Below are 16,768 nucleotides of genomic sequence, written 5' to 3' on the forward strand. Positions count from 1 at the left end.
TCCGCAAAGTGCACCGCTACAGCACTCGCCTTTCCAGGTCCCATATACAACTCTTATATAAGACATAAGACATTTGACGCCTGACTATATTGCGATTAAAATCCCGTCCAAGCAGTGAAGCAGTGTCCGGAACAGCAGCCTCGGCGTGCCTGGAAAGCCCTTCCCCTGAAACGCAATCTCAGCAGGTCCCCCCATGCTTGAAAACTTTCGTGCTCACGTGGCCGCCCGCGCCGCGCTCGGTATTCCTCCCCTGCCGCTGACGGCTCAGCAAACCGCCGAACTGGTGGAACTGCTGGCGAACCCGCCCGCAGGCGAAGAGCAGACGCTGCTCGACCTGATCACCCACCGCGTCCCCGCCGGCGTCGACGAAGCCGCGCGCGTGAAGGCCGGCTTCCTGGCCGCCGTCGCGAAGGGCGAGACGGCCTGCCCGCTGATCTCGCGCGAACGCGCCACCGAACTGCTCGGCACGATGCTGGGCGGCTACAACATCCAGCCGCTGATCGAGCTGCTGTCCGACGAAGCAGTCGCGGCCGTCGCAGCCGACGCGCTGAAGAAAACCCTGCTGATGTTCGACCAGTTCCATGACGTGAAGGAACTCGCCGACAAGGGCAACGCGCACGCGAAGGCCGTGCTGCAGAGCTGGGCCGACGCCGAATGGTTCACGAGCCGTCCGGAAGTGCCGGAAAGCTTGACCATCACCGTGTTCAAGGTCACGGGCGAAACCAACACCGACGACCTGTCGCCGGCCCCGGACGCCACCACCCGCCCGGACATCCCGATGCACGCGCTGGCGATGCTGAAGAACGCGCGCCCCGGCATCACGCCGGAAGAAGACGGCAAGCGCGGCCCGGTCAAGTTCATCGAATCGCTGAAGGACAAGGGCCACCTGGTCGCCTACGTCGGCGACGTGGTCGGCACCGGCTCCTCGCGCAAGTCGGCCACCAACTCGGTGCTGTGGTTCACCGGCGAAGACATCCCGTTCGTCCCGAACAAGCGTTTCGGCGGCGTGTGCCTCGGCGGCAAGATCGCCCCGATCTTCTACAACACGATGGAAGACGCCGGCGCACTGCCGATCGAGCTCGACGTGTCGCAGATGAACATGGGCGACGTCGTCGAACTGCGCCCGTACGAAGGCAAGGCGCTGAAGGACGGCAACGTGATCGCCGAATTCCAGGTCAAGTCCGACGTGCTGTTCGACGAAGTTCGCGCCGGCGGCCGCATTCCGCTGATCATCGGCCGCGGCCTGACCGCGAAGGCGCGTGAAGCGCTCGGCCTCGCGCCGTCGACGCTGTTCCGCCTGCCGCACCAGCCGGCCGACAGCGGCAAGGGCTTCTCGCTCGCGCAGAAGATGGTCGGCCGCGCATGCGGTCTGCCGGAAGGCCAGGGCGTGCGTCCGGGCACGTACTGCGAACCCAAGATGACCTCGGTCGGCTCGCAGGACACCACGGGCCCGATGACCCGCGACGAACTGAAGGATCTGGCCTGCCTCGGCTTCTCGGCCGACCTCGTGATGCAGTCGTTCTGCCACACCGCCGCTTATCCGAAGCCGGTCGACGTGAAGACGCACCAGACGCTGCCGAACTTCATCAGCACCCGTGGCGGTATCGCGCTGCGCCCGGGCGACGGCGTGATCCACTCGTGGCTGAACCGCATGCTGCTGCCCGACACCGTCGGCACCGGCGGCGACTCGCACACGCGCTTCCCGATCGGCATCAGCTTCCCGGCAGGCTCGGGCCTGGTCGCGTTCGCGGCCGCCACCGGCACGATGCCGCTGGACATGCCGGAATCGGTGCTGGTCCGCTTCAAGGGCAAGATGCAGCCGGGCGTCACGCTGCGCGATCTCGTCAACGCGATTCCGCTGTACGCAATCAAGCAGGGCATGCTGACGGTCGCCAAGCAAGGCAAGAAGAACATCTTCTCGGGCCGCATCCTCGAAATCGAAGGCCTGCCCGATCTGAAGGTCGAGCAAGCGTTCGAACTGTCGGATGCGTCGGCCGAGCGTTCGGCAGCCGGTTGCACGGTGCACCTGAACAAGGAACCGATCATCGAGTACCTGAACAGCAACGTCACGCTGCTGAAGTGGATGATTGCGCAGGGCTATCAGGATCCGCGCAGCCTGCAGCGCCGTATCGCGGCAATGGAACAGTGGCTGGCCGACCCGCAACTGCTGTCGCCGGATGCCGACGCCGAATACGCGGCCGTCATCGAGATCGACCTGGCCGACATCCATGAACCGATCGTTGCGTGCCCGAACGATCCGGACGACGTGAAGACGCTGTCCGACGTCGCCGGCGCGAAGATCGACGAAGTGTTCATCGGTTCGTGCATGACCAACATCGGTCACTTCCGTGCCGCGTCGAAGCTGCTGGAAGGCAAGCGCGACATCCCGGTCAAGCTGTGGGTCGCGCCGCCGACCAAGATGGACCAGAAGCAACTGACGGAAGAAGGCCACTACGGCGTGTTCGGCACGGCCGGCGCGCGCACCGAAATGCCGGGCTGCTCGCTGTGCATGGGCAACCAGGCACAGGTGCGCGAAGGCGCGACGGTGATGTCGACGTCGACCCGTAACTTCCCGAACCGTCTGGGCAAGAACACGAACGTGTACCTCGGCTCGGCGGAACTGGCGGCAATCTGCTCGCGTCTCGGCAAGATCCCGACCAAGGACGAGTACATGGCCGACATGGGCGTGCTCAATGCCAACGGCGACAAGATCTACAAGTACATGAACTTCGACCAGATCGAAGACTTCAAGGAAGTCGCCGACACCGTGCAGATCTAAGCATGCGGTCGAGCTGCGGCGGGCTGAGCCCGTCGTGGCGACACGCGATGGCGCCGCGGGCTGAATGCCTGCGGCGCCATTTTTTATGCTGCCGGCGTCGCGCATCGATCCGGCTCACACGTCAGGCTATCGTCCTCAGCCAGTCGCGCAGAGCCCACTGCGCGCTCCCGTCCTTCACGGGCGCCGGCGTCAGCAGACAATAGTGCGTGCCGTCTTCGGCGAAACCCATCGGCGCGACCAGCACGCCGCTCTCGAGGTCATCGCGAACGAGATGCCACGGGCCGATCGCGACACCCAGCCCCGCGACGGCCGCCTGAAGGCTGAAATAGAAATGCTCGAACACCTGCCCGCGCCCGCTGCCCGGTGATTGTTGCGCGGCCGCCGCCCATTCCTTCCACGCGTCCGGTCGTGTCCGGGTATGCAGCCGCGGCGCGCCGCGCTTCAGCGCGCGACTGTCTCGACTGCCGGAAAACCACATGTCCACCTTGTCGGGCCGGCACACCGGCCCCACCCTTTCCGCGAACAGTTTCTCCGCGTGATAGCCGTCGGGCCACGCAAAGTCGTTGCGCCGGATCGCCATGTCGATGCCGTTGTCGAACGAGAACGGGCCGCCCGCCGCGGCGAGGTGGATGTCGATGCCCGGGTACATGGCCTGGAAGTTCGGCCAGCGCGGAATCAGCCAGCGCATCAGCAGCGTGGGTTCGCACGACAGCACCGAACGCTGCGCACGGGCCGCGTCGGTCCGCAATTCATGCGCGGCCTGCTTCATCAGATGCAGACCGTCATGGACAGCCTGCGCCAGCTTGCGGCCCGCATCGGTCAGGAACACCCGACGACTGCGCCGCTCGAACAATGCCACGCCCAGATCGTCTTCAAGCAGACGCACCGCGCGACTGACGGCGCCGTGCGTCACGTGAAGTTCATCGGCGGCACGGCTGAAATGCTCATGACGCGCCGCCGCCTCGAAGCAGCGCAAAGCCATCAACGACGGCAGACCGGCTCGGACATTCTGTGAATCCAACTCACCATCCTGGTCAGAAATCATCGCTTTTCCTGGTGAAACGTTATCCCTAATATTGGAGCATCATGGTGAAAATAAAAAGGACGATGCAATGACGGAATGGATAGTCGTAGTCACCATCACGTTGCTCGCGGTCATCAGCCCCGGGCCCGATTTCGCGATGGTCACGCGCAACAGCCTGATGCTGTCGCGCCGGTCGGGCTTGCTCACCGCATGCGGGATCGGGCTGGGCGTGACGGTACACGTGAGCTATACGTTGCTCGGCGTAGGCCTGCTGATCCGTCAATCCCTGTGGCTCTTCAATGCCGTCAAGCTCGTCGGCGCGATCTACCTGATCTACCTCGGCGCAAGGATGCTCACGACCAGGCCCGCTGACGGACAGCCCGCAACGCATGCCGCGCCGCTGTCCGATCTGGCCGCTCTGCGCACCGGTTTCCTGACCAACGCGCTGAATCCGAAAACCACCGTGTTCATCGTCAGCCTGTTCATGCAGGCCGTACGCCCCGACACGCCATTGATCGTGCAGATCGGCTACGGCCTGTTCATCGCGCTGGCGCATGCGGGCTGGTTCAGCCTGGTGGCCGTCTGCTTCTCCGCCCAGGCCGTCCGCGATCGTTTGCTGTCCTTACGTCACTGGATCGACCGCACCTTTGGCGTTCTGCTCGTCGGCTTCGGGATCTTGCTGGCCGTTGCGCGCGGCAGTCGCTGAGCATCACGCCGCGCGACGTCATCCGGGCCGGTGCATGCGACGCGCACCGGCCGTCGCTTCATCGCATGCACGACGCCGCGAGCTTCCCGACCGCGATCACCGCCTGCTCGATCTCCGACGACCACGGGCTGCTGTAGTTCAGCCGGATGAAGTTCCGGTAGTTGTCGGTGATCGAGAACATGTAGCCGGGGCCGATCGTGATTCCCTGCTCCAGCGCGAGCTGATACAGCCGCATCGCGTCGACCTGCACCGGCAACTCGACCCACAGCACGTAGCCGCCGGCCGGGCTCGAGATGCGCGTGCCTTCCGGGAAGAATCGCGACACCATCGCGCGCATCAGGTTCGCCTGCTGTGCATATGCCTTGCGCAAGCGTCGCAGGTGATGCTCGTAGCCGTCGCGTTCGAGAAACTCGGCGATCGCGAGCTGCGGCAGCGACGGCGTGGCCAGCGTGTTCAGGAACTTCAGCTTCTCGACCTGATCGCGATAGCGGCCCGGCAGCGCCCAGCCGACCCGGTAAGCCGCCGTCAGGCTCTTCGAGAACGATGCGCAATGCAGCACGATCCCGTTGCGATCGTAGGACTTCAGCGCGCTCGGATGCGACTCGCCGAAATACAGTTCGTTATACACACCGTTCTCGATGAGCGGCATGTCGACGCGGGTCGCGAATTCCACCAGTTCGCGCTTGCGCTCGTCGGGCATCTGGAAGCCCAGCGGATTCTGGAAATTCGGCATCACCATGCACGCGGCGATCGGCTGCGACTTTGCAATCGCTGCCAGCGCGGCGATATCGATCCCGTATTCCGGATGCGTCGCGACCTCGATCGCCTTCATCCCCATCCGCTCGATCGCGTGCAGCATCGCGTAGAACGTCGGCGACTCGACCGCGATCGTGTCACCCGGTTTCGCGACCGCCTGCAGGCACAGGTTGATCGCCTCGGTCGCGCCGACCGTCACGATGATCTCGTTCGGATCGACCGACATCCCGTTTTCCAGGTAGCGTCGTGCGATCTGCCGGATCAGACGCGGATGGCCGGGCGGCAGCCCGTCGGTCACGCCCCACAGCGACTTGTCCCGGCCGGCCGCATACGCGTAGCGGTTCAGCTTCTCGAACGGAAAGAGGCTCGGGTCCGGATACGGCGAACCGAGCGGCACCGCGTCGTCGGTGCCGATCGAGCGCAACGTCGACAGCACGAGCCGGCTCATGTCGACCGACGACGAAATCGCGATCGGCTTCGACGGCCGCAGTTCGCGCACCGGCGCGTGGTTGTCGTCGCGCCGCAGGTTCACGAAGTAGCCCGACTGCGGACGGCTTTCCAGCATTCCCCGGCTTTCGAGCAGCAGATAGGCGTGCAGCACGGTCGTGATGCTGATCCGGTGCTGCTGGCTCGCCTGCCGCACCGACGGAATCCGGTCGCCGTGCCGGTACACGCCCTGGCGGATCAGGCGTTCGATGTCGTCCGCGAGTTTTTCGTAGAGCTTCATCGCGTGCTCCCCGCCGGCCTGCGCCTGCGCGCCGCCGCCCCGCGCACGCCCGATCCGCGCATGTGCCGCCCGCCGACCGGGCTGTCGTGATGCCTGATTGCTCCCTCCGGTTTTGCCTTTTCCATCGTCGTGGCTCGCTTTTGAAGATGCGCCGTCAGGCCCGTGATGTCTGGGCCTGCGGCACTGTGCACTTGATGATGGAATCGTAAGAGCAGAACAGTTGAGACGGAGCACACACATCGGATATGCACATAAGAGTACAGTTCGGCGCGAATTCGCGACTTCGGGCGAACTGTACGTCTTACGAATTTGGTGCGGGGAGCGGCGATCGGAGACCCGTGCGACGTGACGCGCAGCGCTGTCGGCGCTGGCTGGTCATGTCCGGCCGGCCTGACAGGAAAAGGTCGAGGCGGCCCGAGCTGTACCGCCAGGAACATGACACCAGAGCGACGGGGCGTGCCGCACGGGCGTCAGCAAGTCGACCGATGAAGCGCTTGGGGTGAAATGCGGACGCTGTCCGGTGGAGCGACGCGGTGCGGCTGTTCGCCTGTGCCCGGTGCGAGCATCGACGCCCGTCTGCCCGATACGGGAAGCGAGCCGGCAGCCTTCGCCGCTGCGCGCGGCGCCGTGGCGACCTTGGACGAAGCGCTGCCGCAAGGTTGCCGGCGCACGCGGCGCGCGTCAGATCGACCCGAACAGCGCGCGCGGCCGGTCCTTCAGCGTGCCGGCCAGAATCCGCAGCCCGTTCACGAGTTCGTCACGCGTCGCCGGGCACGCGAGGTTGATGCGCACGCCGTGCTCGATTTCCGCGCGATCGACCGCAAACGTCGACGACGGCATCACGATCACGCCGCGCGCCTTCGCGTTCGCGGCGAAGTCGTCGGCACGCCACGGCTGCGGCAGCCGCAGCCACACGAACATGCACGCGGGGTCCGACTTCAGGTGACCGGCCGGCAGCAGTTCCCGCGCAAGATCGACGCGCGCGCGGATCTCGGCCAACTGCGCGCTCATGATCCGCTCGGCGGTGCCGTTCTCGATCCACAATGTCGCGATCAGCATCGACGTCGGCGCGGGCATCCACGCGGTGGTGCGCACCGCTTCCGCGCACAACGCGACGCTGTCGCGCGGGCAGCTCAGGTAGCCGAGACGCAGCCCGGGGGCGAGAATCTTCGACGTCGCGCCGATATGGAACGTGAGCTCGGGACACAGCCCCGCGATTGCCGGCAGCCGGTCGCGCACGAGCGGCCCGTACACGTCGTCCTCGATGATCGTCACGTGATGGCGGCGCGCGACGTCGACGAGCGCCATGCGGCGCGCGAGGCTCATCGTTGTCACGGTCGGGTTCTGCAGGTTCGGCACGACGAAGATCGCCTTGACGGGCATGCGCTGGCAGATCCGCTCGATCTCGTCGGGCAGCAGGCCGTCGTCGTCGGCCGGCGCACTGACGATCTCGAACTGGAACACCGGCGCGAGCGCCTTCAGCCCGTAATACGTGAGCCGGTCGGCGACGATCACGCCGTCGGTGCCGATCAGGCTGTTCAGCACCGCGTAGAGCCCATGCTGCGCGCCGCTCGTCACGACCACCTGGTCACGCGACGGCGTGAAGCCCGGCGCGGCAAGCCACTGCGCGCCCGCGGCGCGCGCCCAGTCGGGGCCTTGCGGCGGCTGGTATTCCTGCAGCGACGCGAAACGCGGATCGGCCGCCAAGGTGCCGAACGTCTGCGCGAGACTCGCCAGGAATTCGCCGGTCGCCGGCCGGTTCACCGTCAGGTCGATCACCCCGCTGCCCGCCGCGAGCGACGCACGGGCCGGCTCGATGCTCGGCATCGCGCCGCCGGTGACGAGCGAACCGCGCCGCTTGCTGCCGATCACGAGGCCACGCAGCTGCAGTTCCTTATAGGCGCGCGACACGGTCGACACGTTGATGCCGAGCTCGGTCGCGAGTTGGCGCTGCGGCGGCAGACGGCTGCCTGGCGGGTACATGCCGTTGCGGATTTCCGCCTCGATCGAACTCGATACCTCGACATAGGTCGGCCGCTTTGCCTGCGCCGGCCCATCATCGTCGCGCGCTCCGGAAAGTTTGTCTGCTGCCATGTATCGTTCGCACCCACACAAAAAACGTTTGTCTGCCGTCTAAATCCGTCCAGCGATTGTATATGACATCCCCTTCAGGTCAACCATCTGCCGAAAGGTCAGTCGAATCAGTCAGTTGAAATCGGGTAAACGCTAGCACCACACAATCTCTTTTTGATTGCACACAAAAATTTACTGTGTGATTCTTGATCCCATCTTTGTGTGAATCAGGTGCGGTGAAGGAGAGGCGTCATGGCGGACATCGCCATCGTGGGTGCAGGCTTCATCGGGCTCGGCGCGGCGGCATGGCTGCAGCGCGACGGGCACCGCGTCACGCTGTTCGATCCGGCCGGCGTGGGGCACGGTGCGTCGTTCGGCAACGCCGCAACGTTCGCGCCGTATGGCTGCGTGCCGGTGAACGGCCCGTCCGTGTTCCGCGACATGCCGCACTTCCTGTTCGCCGCAGACAGCCCGCTGCGCATCCGCTGGCCATACCTGCTGCGCGGCGCGCCGTGGCTCGCGCGGTTCCTCGTCGCGTCGACGCCGGCGCACCACGCGCGCAGCGCGAACGCGCTGGCCGCGCTGCTGTCGCGCGCCGCCGACGGCTATGCGCCGCTGCTCGCCCCGTCGCGGCTCGCGGCATTCGTCCGGCCGCGCGAATGCCTGTACTTGTATGCACGGCAGGCGTCGTTTGACGCGGCGCAACCGTCGCTCGCACTGCGGCGCCGGCTCGGCGTGCCGTTCGACACGCTCGACGCGGACGCGATCCGCCGGCTCGAGCCCGCGCTCGCGCCGATCTTCACGCGCGGCGTGCTGTTCCACGGAAGCTGGCATTTCTCCGACCCGTGCGGGTTTCTCGGCGAACTGTTCGCGCATCTGGCAACCGGCGGCGCGACGCTCGAACGCACGCAGGTCGACCGGATCGAGCCCGTCGGCGACGGCGTGAACCTTCATGCAGGCGGTGCGGTGCGTCCCTTCGATCATGTGGTGATTGCCGCTGGCGCCCGCTCGCGCGCATTCGCCGCCGCGTGCGGCGACACCGTGCCGCTCGATACCGAGCGCGGCTACCACGTGCAGTTCGCCGCGCATGAGCAGATTGTCACGCGGCCGGTCGGCTGGGCCGAGCGCGGGTTCTACATGACGCCGCTCGACGAAGGATTGCGCGCGGCCGGCACCGTCGAACTCGGCGGCTTCGACGCCGGCATGAACCGCTCGCTGGTCGCGCTGCTCACGCGTTCCGCGCGCGAGGCGCTGCCGTCGCTCGGCGCGCCGACGCGAAGCTGGCTCGGCTTTCGGCCCACGCTGCCGGACGGCGTGCCGGTGATCGGCCGCGCACGGCGCAGCGAGCGCGTGATCCACGCATTCGGCCACCAGCATCTCGGCGTCACGCTCGCCGGCATCACCGGGCGGATCGTCGCCGATCTCGTCGCGCAACGCGCGCCGCCGCTGGATCTCACGCCATACCGGGCCGCGCGATTCTGACGCGCGCCACGATTTCCACCACTGCAAGGAGGCATCATGAATCGTCGTAACTGGCTGGCATGGCTGGCCGTCTGTTCGCTCGGCACGGCCGCTTCCGCATACGGCGCCGACCCGGAAACCGTCAAGATCGGCTTCGCCGGCCCGTTGACGGGGCCGGTCGCGCGCGTCGGCAAGGATCTCCAATACGGCGCGCAACTCGCACTCGACGAGGAGAACGCGAAACACCCGACCATCGGCGGCAAGCCGGTGCGCTTCGTGCTCGACGTGCAGGACGATCAGGCCGATCCACGCATCGCGATCCAGGTCGGGCAGAAGCTCGTCGACGACGGCGTGGTCGGCGTGATCGGCCACTACAACTCGGGCTGCAGCATCCCCGCGTCGGCCGTCTACAAGCAGGCAAACGTCGCGATGATCACGCCCGGCTCGACCAATCCGCAACTGACGATGCAGGGCTTCAAGAACGTGTTCCGCACGATGGGGCACGACGGTGTCGGCGGCGTGGTCGCCGGCCGTTTCGCGGTCGAGCAGCTGAAGGCGAAGCGCATCGGCATCATCGACGACCGCACCGCCTTCGGCCAGGGGCTTGCCGACGCATTCGAGAAAGGCGTGAAGGACGCACACGGCAGCATCGTCGGCCGCGAATACACGAACGACAAGGCCGTCGATTTCCGCGGCATCCTGACGACGATGAAGAGCAACAACGTTGACCTGCTGTTCTTCGGCGGCCTCGACGAACAGGGCGCGATGCTCGTCAAGCAGATGCGCTCGCTCGGCATCCGCGCGCAACTGTTCGGCGCCGGCGCGTTGAAAAGCAATGCATTCCTGAAGATCGCCGGCAACGCGGGCGAAGGCACGCAGGATCTCGAGCCGGGCCCGGCGCTCGACAAATTGCCGTCCGCCATCGCGTTCGCGCAGCGTTACAAGGCGCGCTTCAACCAGGATGTCGAGCTGTATGCGCCGTTCGCGTACGACGCGGCGCTCGCGATGATCGCGGCGGTCCGCAAGGCGGATTCGGTCGACCGCGGCAAGGTCGTCGCGAGCCTGCCCGGCGTGTCGGTGACGGGCGTGACGGGGAAGATCTCGTTCGACGAGCGCGGCGACCTGATCAAGCCGCCCTACACGCTGTTCCGCGTCGAACAGGGGCAGTGGCACAGCATTCGCACGGTCGGCGGCGCGTCGAACTGATCGACGCCGGGCAGCCCGGCAGCGGGCGGCGTCATCGCGCCGCCTGTTGCCGCTGCACCTCCTGCGCTTTCATCTGCAGATACGCGCCGCGCTCGACTTCGTGCAGTTGCTTCGGATACTGCTCGGTCGCGTCGAACCAGCGCGCAAGGCGCTGGTCGAGCGGCTTGTCGAGCGTCGCGAGGTACGTGTCGATCGCGAGGTAGTAGCGCATCGTGTTGCGCTCCAGCAATCCGCGCACGCCGCCGATGTACTGCGGCTGCGCCGCCGATGCGCCGCTGGCTGCCGTGAACCCGACCTTGTCGCTGCCGACCGTCGAGAGGTAGGTCTTCATCGCCATGCGGCCGACCGTGCCGAAGCCGTACGAATACGTGAGGTGCAGGAACGTGCGCGATCCGCCGACCGGCACCGCTTCCAGCACGATCCGGTAGTCCTTCGTGCCCATCGGGCCGCTGTCGGCAGCCAGGTCGACCTGGAAATAGTCGAGTGTCGCGGCGGCCACGCGGTAGCGGAACTGCACGCGATAGGTATCCGACAGCTTCTGTTCGATCTTGCGGCCGAGGTTCACGTCGAGCACCGGGCCGTCGCTGCCGGTCGACGCACGACAGTACTTCGTGTTCAGGTGCAGGATCAGCATCGCGCACCAGTTCGCGGGGCCTTGCGCGGGGTCGTTGAGCTTGCCGTTCACGACGGAGAACGGATAGTCGACGACGGCATAGATGTCGCCCTTCAGCGACGAAGACGCCTCGGACGATTCGAGGTACAGCGGGCGATGGAACGAGTTGTTCTTCAGTTGCTCGCCGAGGCTGTGATAGCGGTCGAGCAGCGCCGCCGCGCCGTCCGCGCCGAACGACAGCGCGCTCCAGCCGAGGCACACGGCCGCGACGAGCGCATGCCATGCGCGGCGCGCGTAGCGCGGTGTTGGCGGATGTTGGGATGTCTCCATTCTTGTGCTCCAGCGGGGGCGCGGTGGTCGCGCACATGGTTCACAGAATACGCCGACCGCTATCGACTCCGCTTCACCGGCACCGGCAGTTGCGCGGCAGTGATCCGGATCAGCGTCGACAGCCATTCGCGGTCGTCCCAGCGCTCGCCTCCGATGACGAGATGCGGTTTCGCCGTCGGATACGGTGGCGCTTCGTCACAGGTGCCGAGAAACGCACGCCCGTCAGGCGTCGGCTTGACGAACAACCGGTCGTCGCACACCAGCGCGACCATCTTGCCGTCGCAGTAGATGCCGTATTCGCCGAACATCTTGCGCGCCGACACGGCGCCCGCCGCAGCCATCTGCTCGACGACGAAATCGACGGTTCCCTGACTCGATGCCATCCATCCGCTCCGTTACCGAATAACCCTTCTGACCGTCACCGACGCGGTGCCGTTCCGTTCAAATCTCATGCGATCACGCGTGCGCCGTGCTCATTTGTCAGCCGAAAACGCACTCGACATCTGCCGCGCCCGCTTCACGTCGTCCCCGTGCAGATAGATCGACGTCGTCGAGATCGACGCATGCCGCAGGTTGTCGCGCACCGTCGTCAGCTCCGCGCCGCGCGCGAGCGCATGCGTCGCATGCGTATGACGCATCCAGTGCGGGCTCGCCTGGCGCAGCTTCTGCGCGAGCGCGGGGTTGTCGTCATCGACGAGCGCGGCCGTCTGCGTGAAGAAACGCTGCATCACCTTCCACAGCCGCACGCTCGTGATCCCGGCCGCCCCGTCTTCCGCAAGGCTCGGAATCAGCGGCGTATCCGGCCGCCAGCGCACCGGCGTCACCGGCAGCCGCCGCGCGACCAGATGACGATCGAGCGCCGTGCGCGCGAGCGGCGGCAGCGCGACGCGCGCGGCCTTGCTGCCCTTGCCGATCACTTTCAGCCACGCATCGCCGTGCGCGTCCGTTTCGATGTCGCCGAGCGTCGCGCCGACCAGTTCGCTCGCACGCAGCCCGGTCGCATAGCCGAAATCGAGGATGAAGCGCAGCCGTTGCGCGGCCGCCGGCGCCCAGCCGGACTGCGGTGCGCCGGACGGCTTGCTCTTGCGAAACTCGAGCCCGTCCGCGATCGTGCGCACGAGCAGCCACTCGCCTTCGGTGAACGCATGCGACGTGTCCAGCGCATTCGCGCCGCGCGTATCGCGCACCTTGACGCCCGCGAACGGATTCGCGAGCAGATAGCGCTGCTCGATCAGCCAGCGGAACAGCGCGCCGAGGACCGACAGCGTGTACGCGGCCGAACGCGCGGACAATCCGCCCGAAAACGGCCGCCAGTCCGGCGCGCCGCGCGGCCGCACCGGGCCGATCCAGCGTTCGTGCGGCGTCGGGTTGCGCAGGAACGCGCGATACGCGACCGCATCCTCGGTGGTCAGCGACGACAGCGCGCGCCCGCGCTCGACGATCGCCCACAGGATCAGGCGCTCGGCCTCCTTGCGGTACGCGCGGCGCGTCGCGGCCGATTCGTGCAGCGACAGCCAAGCGTGCACTGCGGCGTAATCGTTGTCCGCGTCGAGCGTGCTGGTCGCGCGCGGCGCGCGGAACGTGCCGGCCGACCCGTCGACCTCGTGCGGCAGCTTCAGTTGCTCCCACGGCACGATGGCGCTGCGCGGCGTCGCCGCGATCAGCGCGCGCGCCCGCTCGGTCAGGTCCGGATGCGCGGAAAAGAACGCCTCGATATGCCGCGCGCTCGCCATGCCGAGCCCCGCTATTGCGCGCCACCACTGACGCCGCCGCGGAATCCGCACGGTCAGGTCGGCCAGCGTCGCGATCCCGTGCGCACGCAGCGCGACGACCGCGCGTGCGGGCAGCCACAAGCCGATGTCATCGCTGATCTGCGGCACCGGCGCACGCGCATGGCGCAGCAGGCCGATCACATCGGTCGCGGCCTTCGCCATCTGGACGCGCGCGCTGTCTGCATGCGCGAGCTGCTCCGCGAGATCGGGTCGCCCGACCTGCCGCGCGACGCGCACGAGGCGGCGACGAATTCCGCCGATCACACCGCGCGCCGACCGCCGTTCGCCGAGCCGGTCGGGCAGATAGCGTTCGACCGCCTGACGCACGGTCATGCCCGCGTACCACGCACGCAGCGCGGCCAGTTCGTCGGCGTCGGGATAGCCCGCGGGCGCAGGTGAGGAATCGGAGGAAGGCGGTAAGGCGAGGCGCGGTGTCATGGGCGCCAGTTTGACAGAACTGCGGACGCTCGAAAACGCCCGGCGCGCTGCAAGATGCGTGCGCGACGCCGGCGGCTACCGGCATCGCACACGAACGCTCAGCCCGTCACGGGCGTGCGCCGCACCTCGGACAGATAGATCAGGATCAGCGACACCCACACGATCCCGTACAGGAACATGAAGCAGGTCGTGCGCACGCGCAGCAGGTCGAGCAGCAGGCCGAACAGGATCGGCAGCAGGAAGCCGCCGAGCCCGCCCGCGAGGCCGACGATGCCCGTGACGACGCCCATGTTGTCCGGGAAATCGTCGGCGACGTACTTGAAGGTCGACGCCATCCCGAACGCGAACACCGCACCGAGCACGAAGGTCAGCGCGACGAAGCCTGCCACCGGCATCGACAGATTCAGCGACGCGGTGCCGTCGATCGTGTGAATCACGAAGTCGGTCGCCGGATACGACAGCAGGAACAGGCAGATCCATGCGACCCACAGCCCCCACCAGGTGACCGCATGCGCGCCGAAGCGGTCGGACAGCGCGCCGCCGAGCGCGCGCAGCACGGAGCCCGGCAGCGAGAAGCCGGCCGCGAACGCGGAGGCCATCACGAGCGACATCCCGTATTCGCTTTTCAGGTACTGCGGGATCCACAGCGACAGCGCGGTGAAGCCGCCGAACGTGATCGAGTAGTACTGGCAGAGCCGCCACACGCGCGGATCGCGCAGCACCTTGAACGCGTCGAGCATCGATCCGCCCCGTTTGCCCGCCCCCGGATCCGGCGCCGACGCGACCCAGAAGATCGCCGCCGTGACGAGCAATGCAACCGCGTAGACGCGCGGCACGAAACGCCAGCCGTAAGCGGACAGCAGCAGCGGCGTGACGAACAGGTTGACCGCCGCGCCGCACGTGCCCGCACCGAACACGCCCATCGCGAGCCCGCGCCGCTTCGGTGGGAAGAAGCGTGCGACGTACGGCGTGCCGACCGCGAACGACGCGCCGACGCAGCCGAGGAACAGCCCGATCACGAGGAACTGCCAGAGCTGCGTCGCATAGCTGACGATGTAGACGGGAATCGCGCATACGACGAGCAGCACCGTCATCACCATGCGGCCGCCGAAGCGGTCGGTCCACGTACCGAGCGGCAAGCGCATCAGCGCGCCGGTCAGCACGGGCGTCGCAGTGAGCAGCCCGAATTCCGTGCTGTTCAGGCCGAGATCGGTGCGCAGTTGCACACCGAGCACGCCGAACATCATCCACACGACGAAACACACCATGAACGCGAGCGTGCTCGCGGCCAGCACCGACCACGCGCGCAGCGGGATGGCCTGCGTGTCCGCGTCCAGGCCAACGTTACCTTGTTGAGTTGCCATACGAAAAACCTCGTTTCATTGGACGAGCGGCCCGTTCGCGCCGTCGAAGGTCACGCCTTCGACCCGCGCGCCGCTCGCGAGTATCGCCACGTACTGCCGCATCGCCCGCTGCCGCACGCGTTCCGACAGGTACGCGGCGATCTGGCCGGCGGCCTCGTCGAACGGCACCACGTCGCCCGGCACGCGGCGCTCGATGCGCACGATGTGGAAGCCGAAGCGGGTATTGACGAGTTTCGGCAGCACGCCGAGCCCGTCCGTGTCGAACAGCGCGGCCTCGAATTCCGGCACGGTGTCGCCGCGCAGGAGCTGCCCGAGGCTCCCGCCGACTTGCGCCGACGGACAGTTCGACGACGCGCGCGCGACCGCTTCGAACGTATCGGGCGCGGCCACCACGTCGGCGAGCGCACGTTCCGCGCGCTGCCGCAGCGGGGCGAGCGGCACGCGGTCGGTCACCGCGAACAGCACGTGGCTCGCATACACGATGTCGTTGCGGCGAAAGCGCGCCGGATGCTGCGCGTAATAGCGCTCGCAATCGGCGCGATCCGGTTCGGGCACGTGCGTCAGCTCGCGTTCGAGCAATGCGTCGACCGCCGCGTCGTCGAGCGGCGCGCCTGCGTCGATCAGCGCGAGCGACACCGCGCGCTGCCGCAGCAATTCGCGCACCGCGAGCGCATGCCGTGCCGCGTCGAGCGGATCGGGCGCGTCGCCGTGATGCGCGGCCTCGGCCGCGATGGCCGCGTCGTCGATCGCAATGCCGTTGATCGTCAGCGGTACCGTCGCGACTTCGGAGAATACGTCGTTCATGTGGCCTCCTCAGCGCTTGCGCACGAGCTGGTACGGACGGATCAGGTACGCGACCGACGCGATGCCGCTCCAGATGTGCACCATCCGCGTGAACGGCGACACGAGAAAGATCGTGAAGCCCAGCAGGATATGCAGCCGGTACGTCAGCGGCACGCCGGCCAGCAGACTCGCGATGTCCGGCCTGAACGTGACGACGCCCTTCACGTAGTCGGTGAGCTGCTCGAACATCACGCCGTCCATGTGGCGCGTCGACAGCACGACGGTGCCGAGCCCGAGCGCGAGCTGCACCCACAGCATCAGCACGATCAGGATGTCGGACTTGCGACTGTTCTTGCGGATGCGCGGGTCGCCGAGGCGTCGCCAGATCAGGATCGTCAGCCCGATGATCGCCGCGACGCCGGCCGCACCGCCCGCCACCATCGCGACGAGCTGGTGCCCGGACGCCGACAGGAACGGCGACACGAGCCAGTGCGGCGCGAGGAAGCCGCCGAAGTGCCCGAGCACGACGACCAGCACGCCCCAGTGGAACAGGTTGCTGCCGAGCCGCAGCATGCCGTGGCGCAAAAGCTGCGACGAATCGCTCTTCCACGTGTACTGCTCGCGGTCGAAGCGGATCAGGCTGCCGACCAGCAGCACAGCGAGACAGATGTACGGGTAGATCCCGAACAGGAACTGATGCAAATAAGCGTTCATGTCTTTCCCCAGTTGGGTCCGC

General features: G+C 66.9%; 13 protein-coding genes. 4 read left to right on the forward strand and 9 right to left on the reverse strand.

All coding sequences use genetic code 11. The annotated features are described in order from the left end of the window. Nucleotides 1-193 precede the first annotated feature (193 nt). The gene (gene acnB / locus HWX22_RS26960; RefSeq protein ID WP_175910135.1) at nucleotides 194-2,779 is read left to right on the forward strand and encodes a bifunctional aconitate hydratase 2/2-methylisocitrate dehydratase; all 2,586 of its coding nucleotides are present in this window, start codon (nucleotides 194-196) and stop codon (nucleotides 2,777-2,779) included. 121 nt (nucleotides 2,780-2,900) lie between these two features. Here acnB and HWX22_RS26965 read toward each other — a convergent pair whose 3' ends face one another. Continuing rightward, nucleotides 2,901-3,824, reverse strand: a complete 924-nt coding sequence (locus HWX22_RS26965) for a LysR family transcriptional regulator (RefSeq protein WP_175916731.1) — start codon at nucleotides 3,822-3,824, stop codon at nucleotides 2,901-2,903. A gap of 67 nt (nucleotides 3,825-3,891) precedes the next feature. On the opposite strand from HWX22_RS26965, the gene HWX22_RS26970 reads away from it, so the two are divergent. Continuing rightward, the gene (locus HWX22_RS26970; protein ID WP_175916757.1) at nucleotides 3,892-4,509 is read left to right on the forward strand and encodes a LysE family transporter; all 618 of its coding nucleotides are present in this window, start codon (nucleotides 3,892-3,894) and stop codon (nucleotides 4,507-4,509) included. 58 nt (nucleotides 4,510-4,567) lie between these two features. Here the strand turns inward: HWX22_RS26970 and HWX22_RS26975 are convergent, their stop codons facing one another. Then, nucleotides 4,568-5,992 (reverse strand): PLP-dependent aminotransferase family protein, encoded by a 1,425-nt coding sequence (locus tag HWX22_RS26975; protein ID WP_175916732.1) that lies wholly within the window; start codon nucleotides 5,990-5,992, stop codon nucleotides 4,568-4,570. 681 nt (nucleotides 5,993-6,673) lie between these two features. After that, a complete protein-coding gene (locus HWX22_RS26980) occupies nucleotides 6,674-8,086 on the reverse strand; it encodes a PLP-dependent aminotransferase family protein (RefSeq protein WP_175916733.1) in 1,413 nt (470 codons plus the stop codon). Nucleotides 8,087-8,317: 231 nt separating this feature from the next. Between HWX22_RS26980 and HWX22_RS26985 the strand changes: the two genes are divergently transcribed. Together HWX22_RS26985 and HWX22_RS26990 are read left to right on the forward strand one after the other, a co-directional pair. After that, nucleotides 8,318-9,547, forward strand: coding sequence for an FAD-dependent oxidoreductase (locus tag HWX22_RS26985; protein ID WP_175916734.1), 1,230 nt, complete (start codon nucleotides 8,318-8,320; stop codon nucleotides 9,545-9,547). A gap of 36 nt (nucleotides 9,548-9,583) precedes the next feature. Then, a complete protein-coding gene (locus tag HWX22_RS26990) occupies nucleotides 9,584-10,732 on the forward strand; it encodes a branched-chain amino acid ABC transporter substrate-binding protein (protein WP_175916735.1) in 1,149 nt (382 codons plus the stop codon). Nucleotides 10,733-10,763: 31 nt separating this feature from the next. Here the strand turns inward: HWX22_RS26990 and HWX22_RS26995 are convergent, their stop codons facing one another. From HWX22_RS26995 to narI, 6 genes are all read right to left on the reverse strand, one after another. Further along, nucleotides 10,764-11,675, reverse strand: a complete 912-nt coding sequence (locus tag HWX22_RS26995) for a hypothetical protein (RefSeq protein ID WP_175916736.1) — start codon at nucleotides 11,673-11,675, stop codon at nucleotides 10,764-10,766. A gap of 59 nt (nucleotides 11,676-11,734) precedes the next feature. Beyond that, on the reverse strand, nucleotides 11,735-12,058 hold the full coding sequence (locus tag HWX22_RS27000) for a TfoX/Sxy family protein (RefSeq protein ID WP_175910148.1): 324 nt from the start codon (nucleotides 12,056-12,058) through the stop codon (nucleotides 11,735-11,737). A 90-nt stretch (nucleotides 12,059-12,148) separates the two neighbouring features. Then, nucleotides 12,149-13,885 carry a site-specific integrase gene (locus tag HWX22_RS27005; protein ID WP_175916737.1) on the reverse strand — a complete coding sequence of 579 codons (1,737 nt, stop codon included), beginning with the start codon at nucleotides 13,883-13,885 and terminating at the stop codon, nucleotides 12,149-12,151. 98 nt (nucleotides 13,886-13,983) lie between these two features. After that, nucleotides 13,984-15,249, reverse strand: coding sequence for a nitrate/nitrite transporter (locus HWX22_RS27010; RefSeq protein WP_175916738.1), 1,266 nt, complete (start codon nucleotides 15,247-15,249; stop codon nucleotides 13,984-13,986). A 15-nt stretch (nucleotides 15,250-15,264) separates the two neighbouring features. Next, nucleotides 15,265-16,053: a peptidylprolyl isomerase gene (locus tag HWX22_RS27015; RefSeq protein WP_175916739.1), complete on the reverse strand. Its 789-nt coding sequence runs from the start codon at nucleotides 16,051-16,053 to the stop codon at nucleotides 15,265-15,267. A 9-nt stretch (nucleotides 16,054-16,062) separates the two neighbouring features. Next, the gene (gene narI / locus HWX22_RS27020; RefSeq protein ID WP_175910156.1) at nucleotides 16,063-16,746 is read right to left on the reverse strand and encodes a respiratory nitrate reductase subunit gamma; all 684 of its coding nucleotides are present in this window, start codon (nucleotides 16,744-16,746) and stop codon (nucleotides 16,063-16,065) included. Between the last annotated feature and the right edge of the window lie 22 nt (nucleotides 16,747-16,768).

The sequence above is a fragment of the Burkholderia sp. BCC1638 genome, from assembly GCF_902833195.1.
GTDB classification, from domain to species: domain Bacteria; phylum Pseudomonadota; class Gammaproteobacteria; order Burkholderiales; family Burkholderiaceae; genus Burkholderia; species Burkholderia diffusa.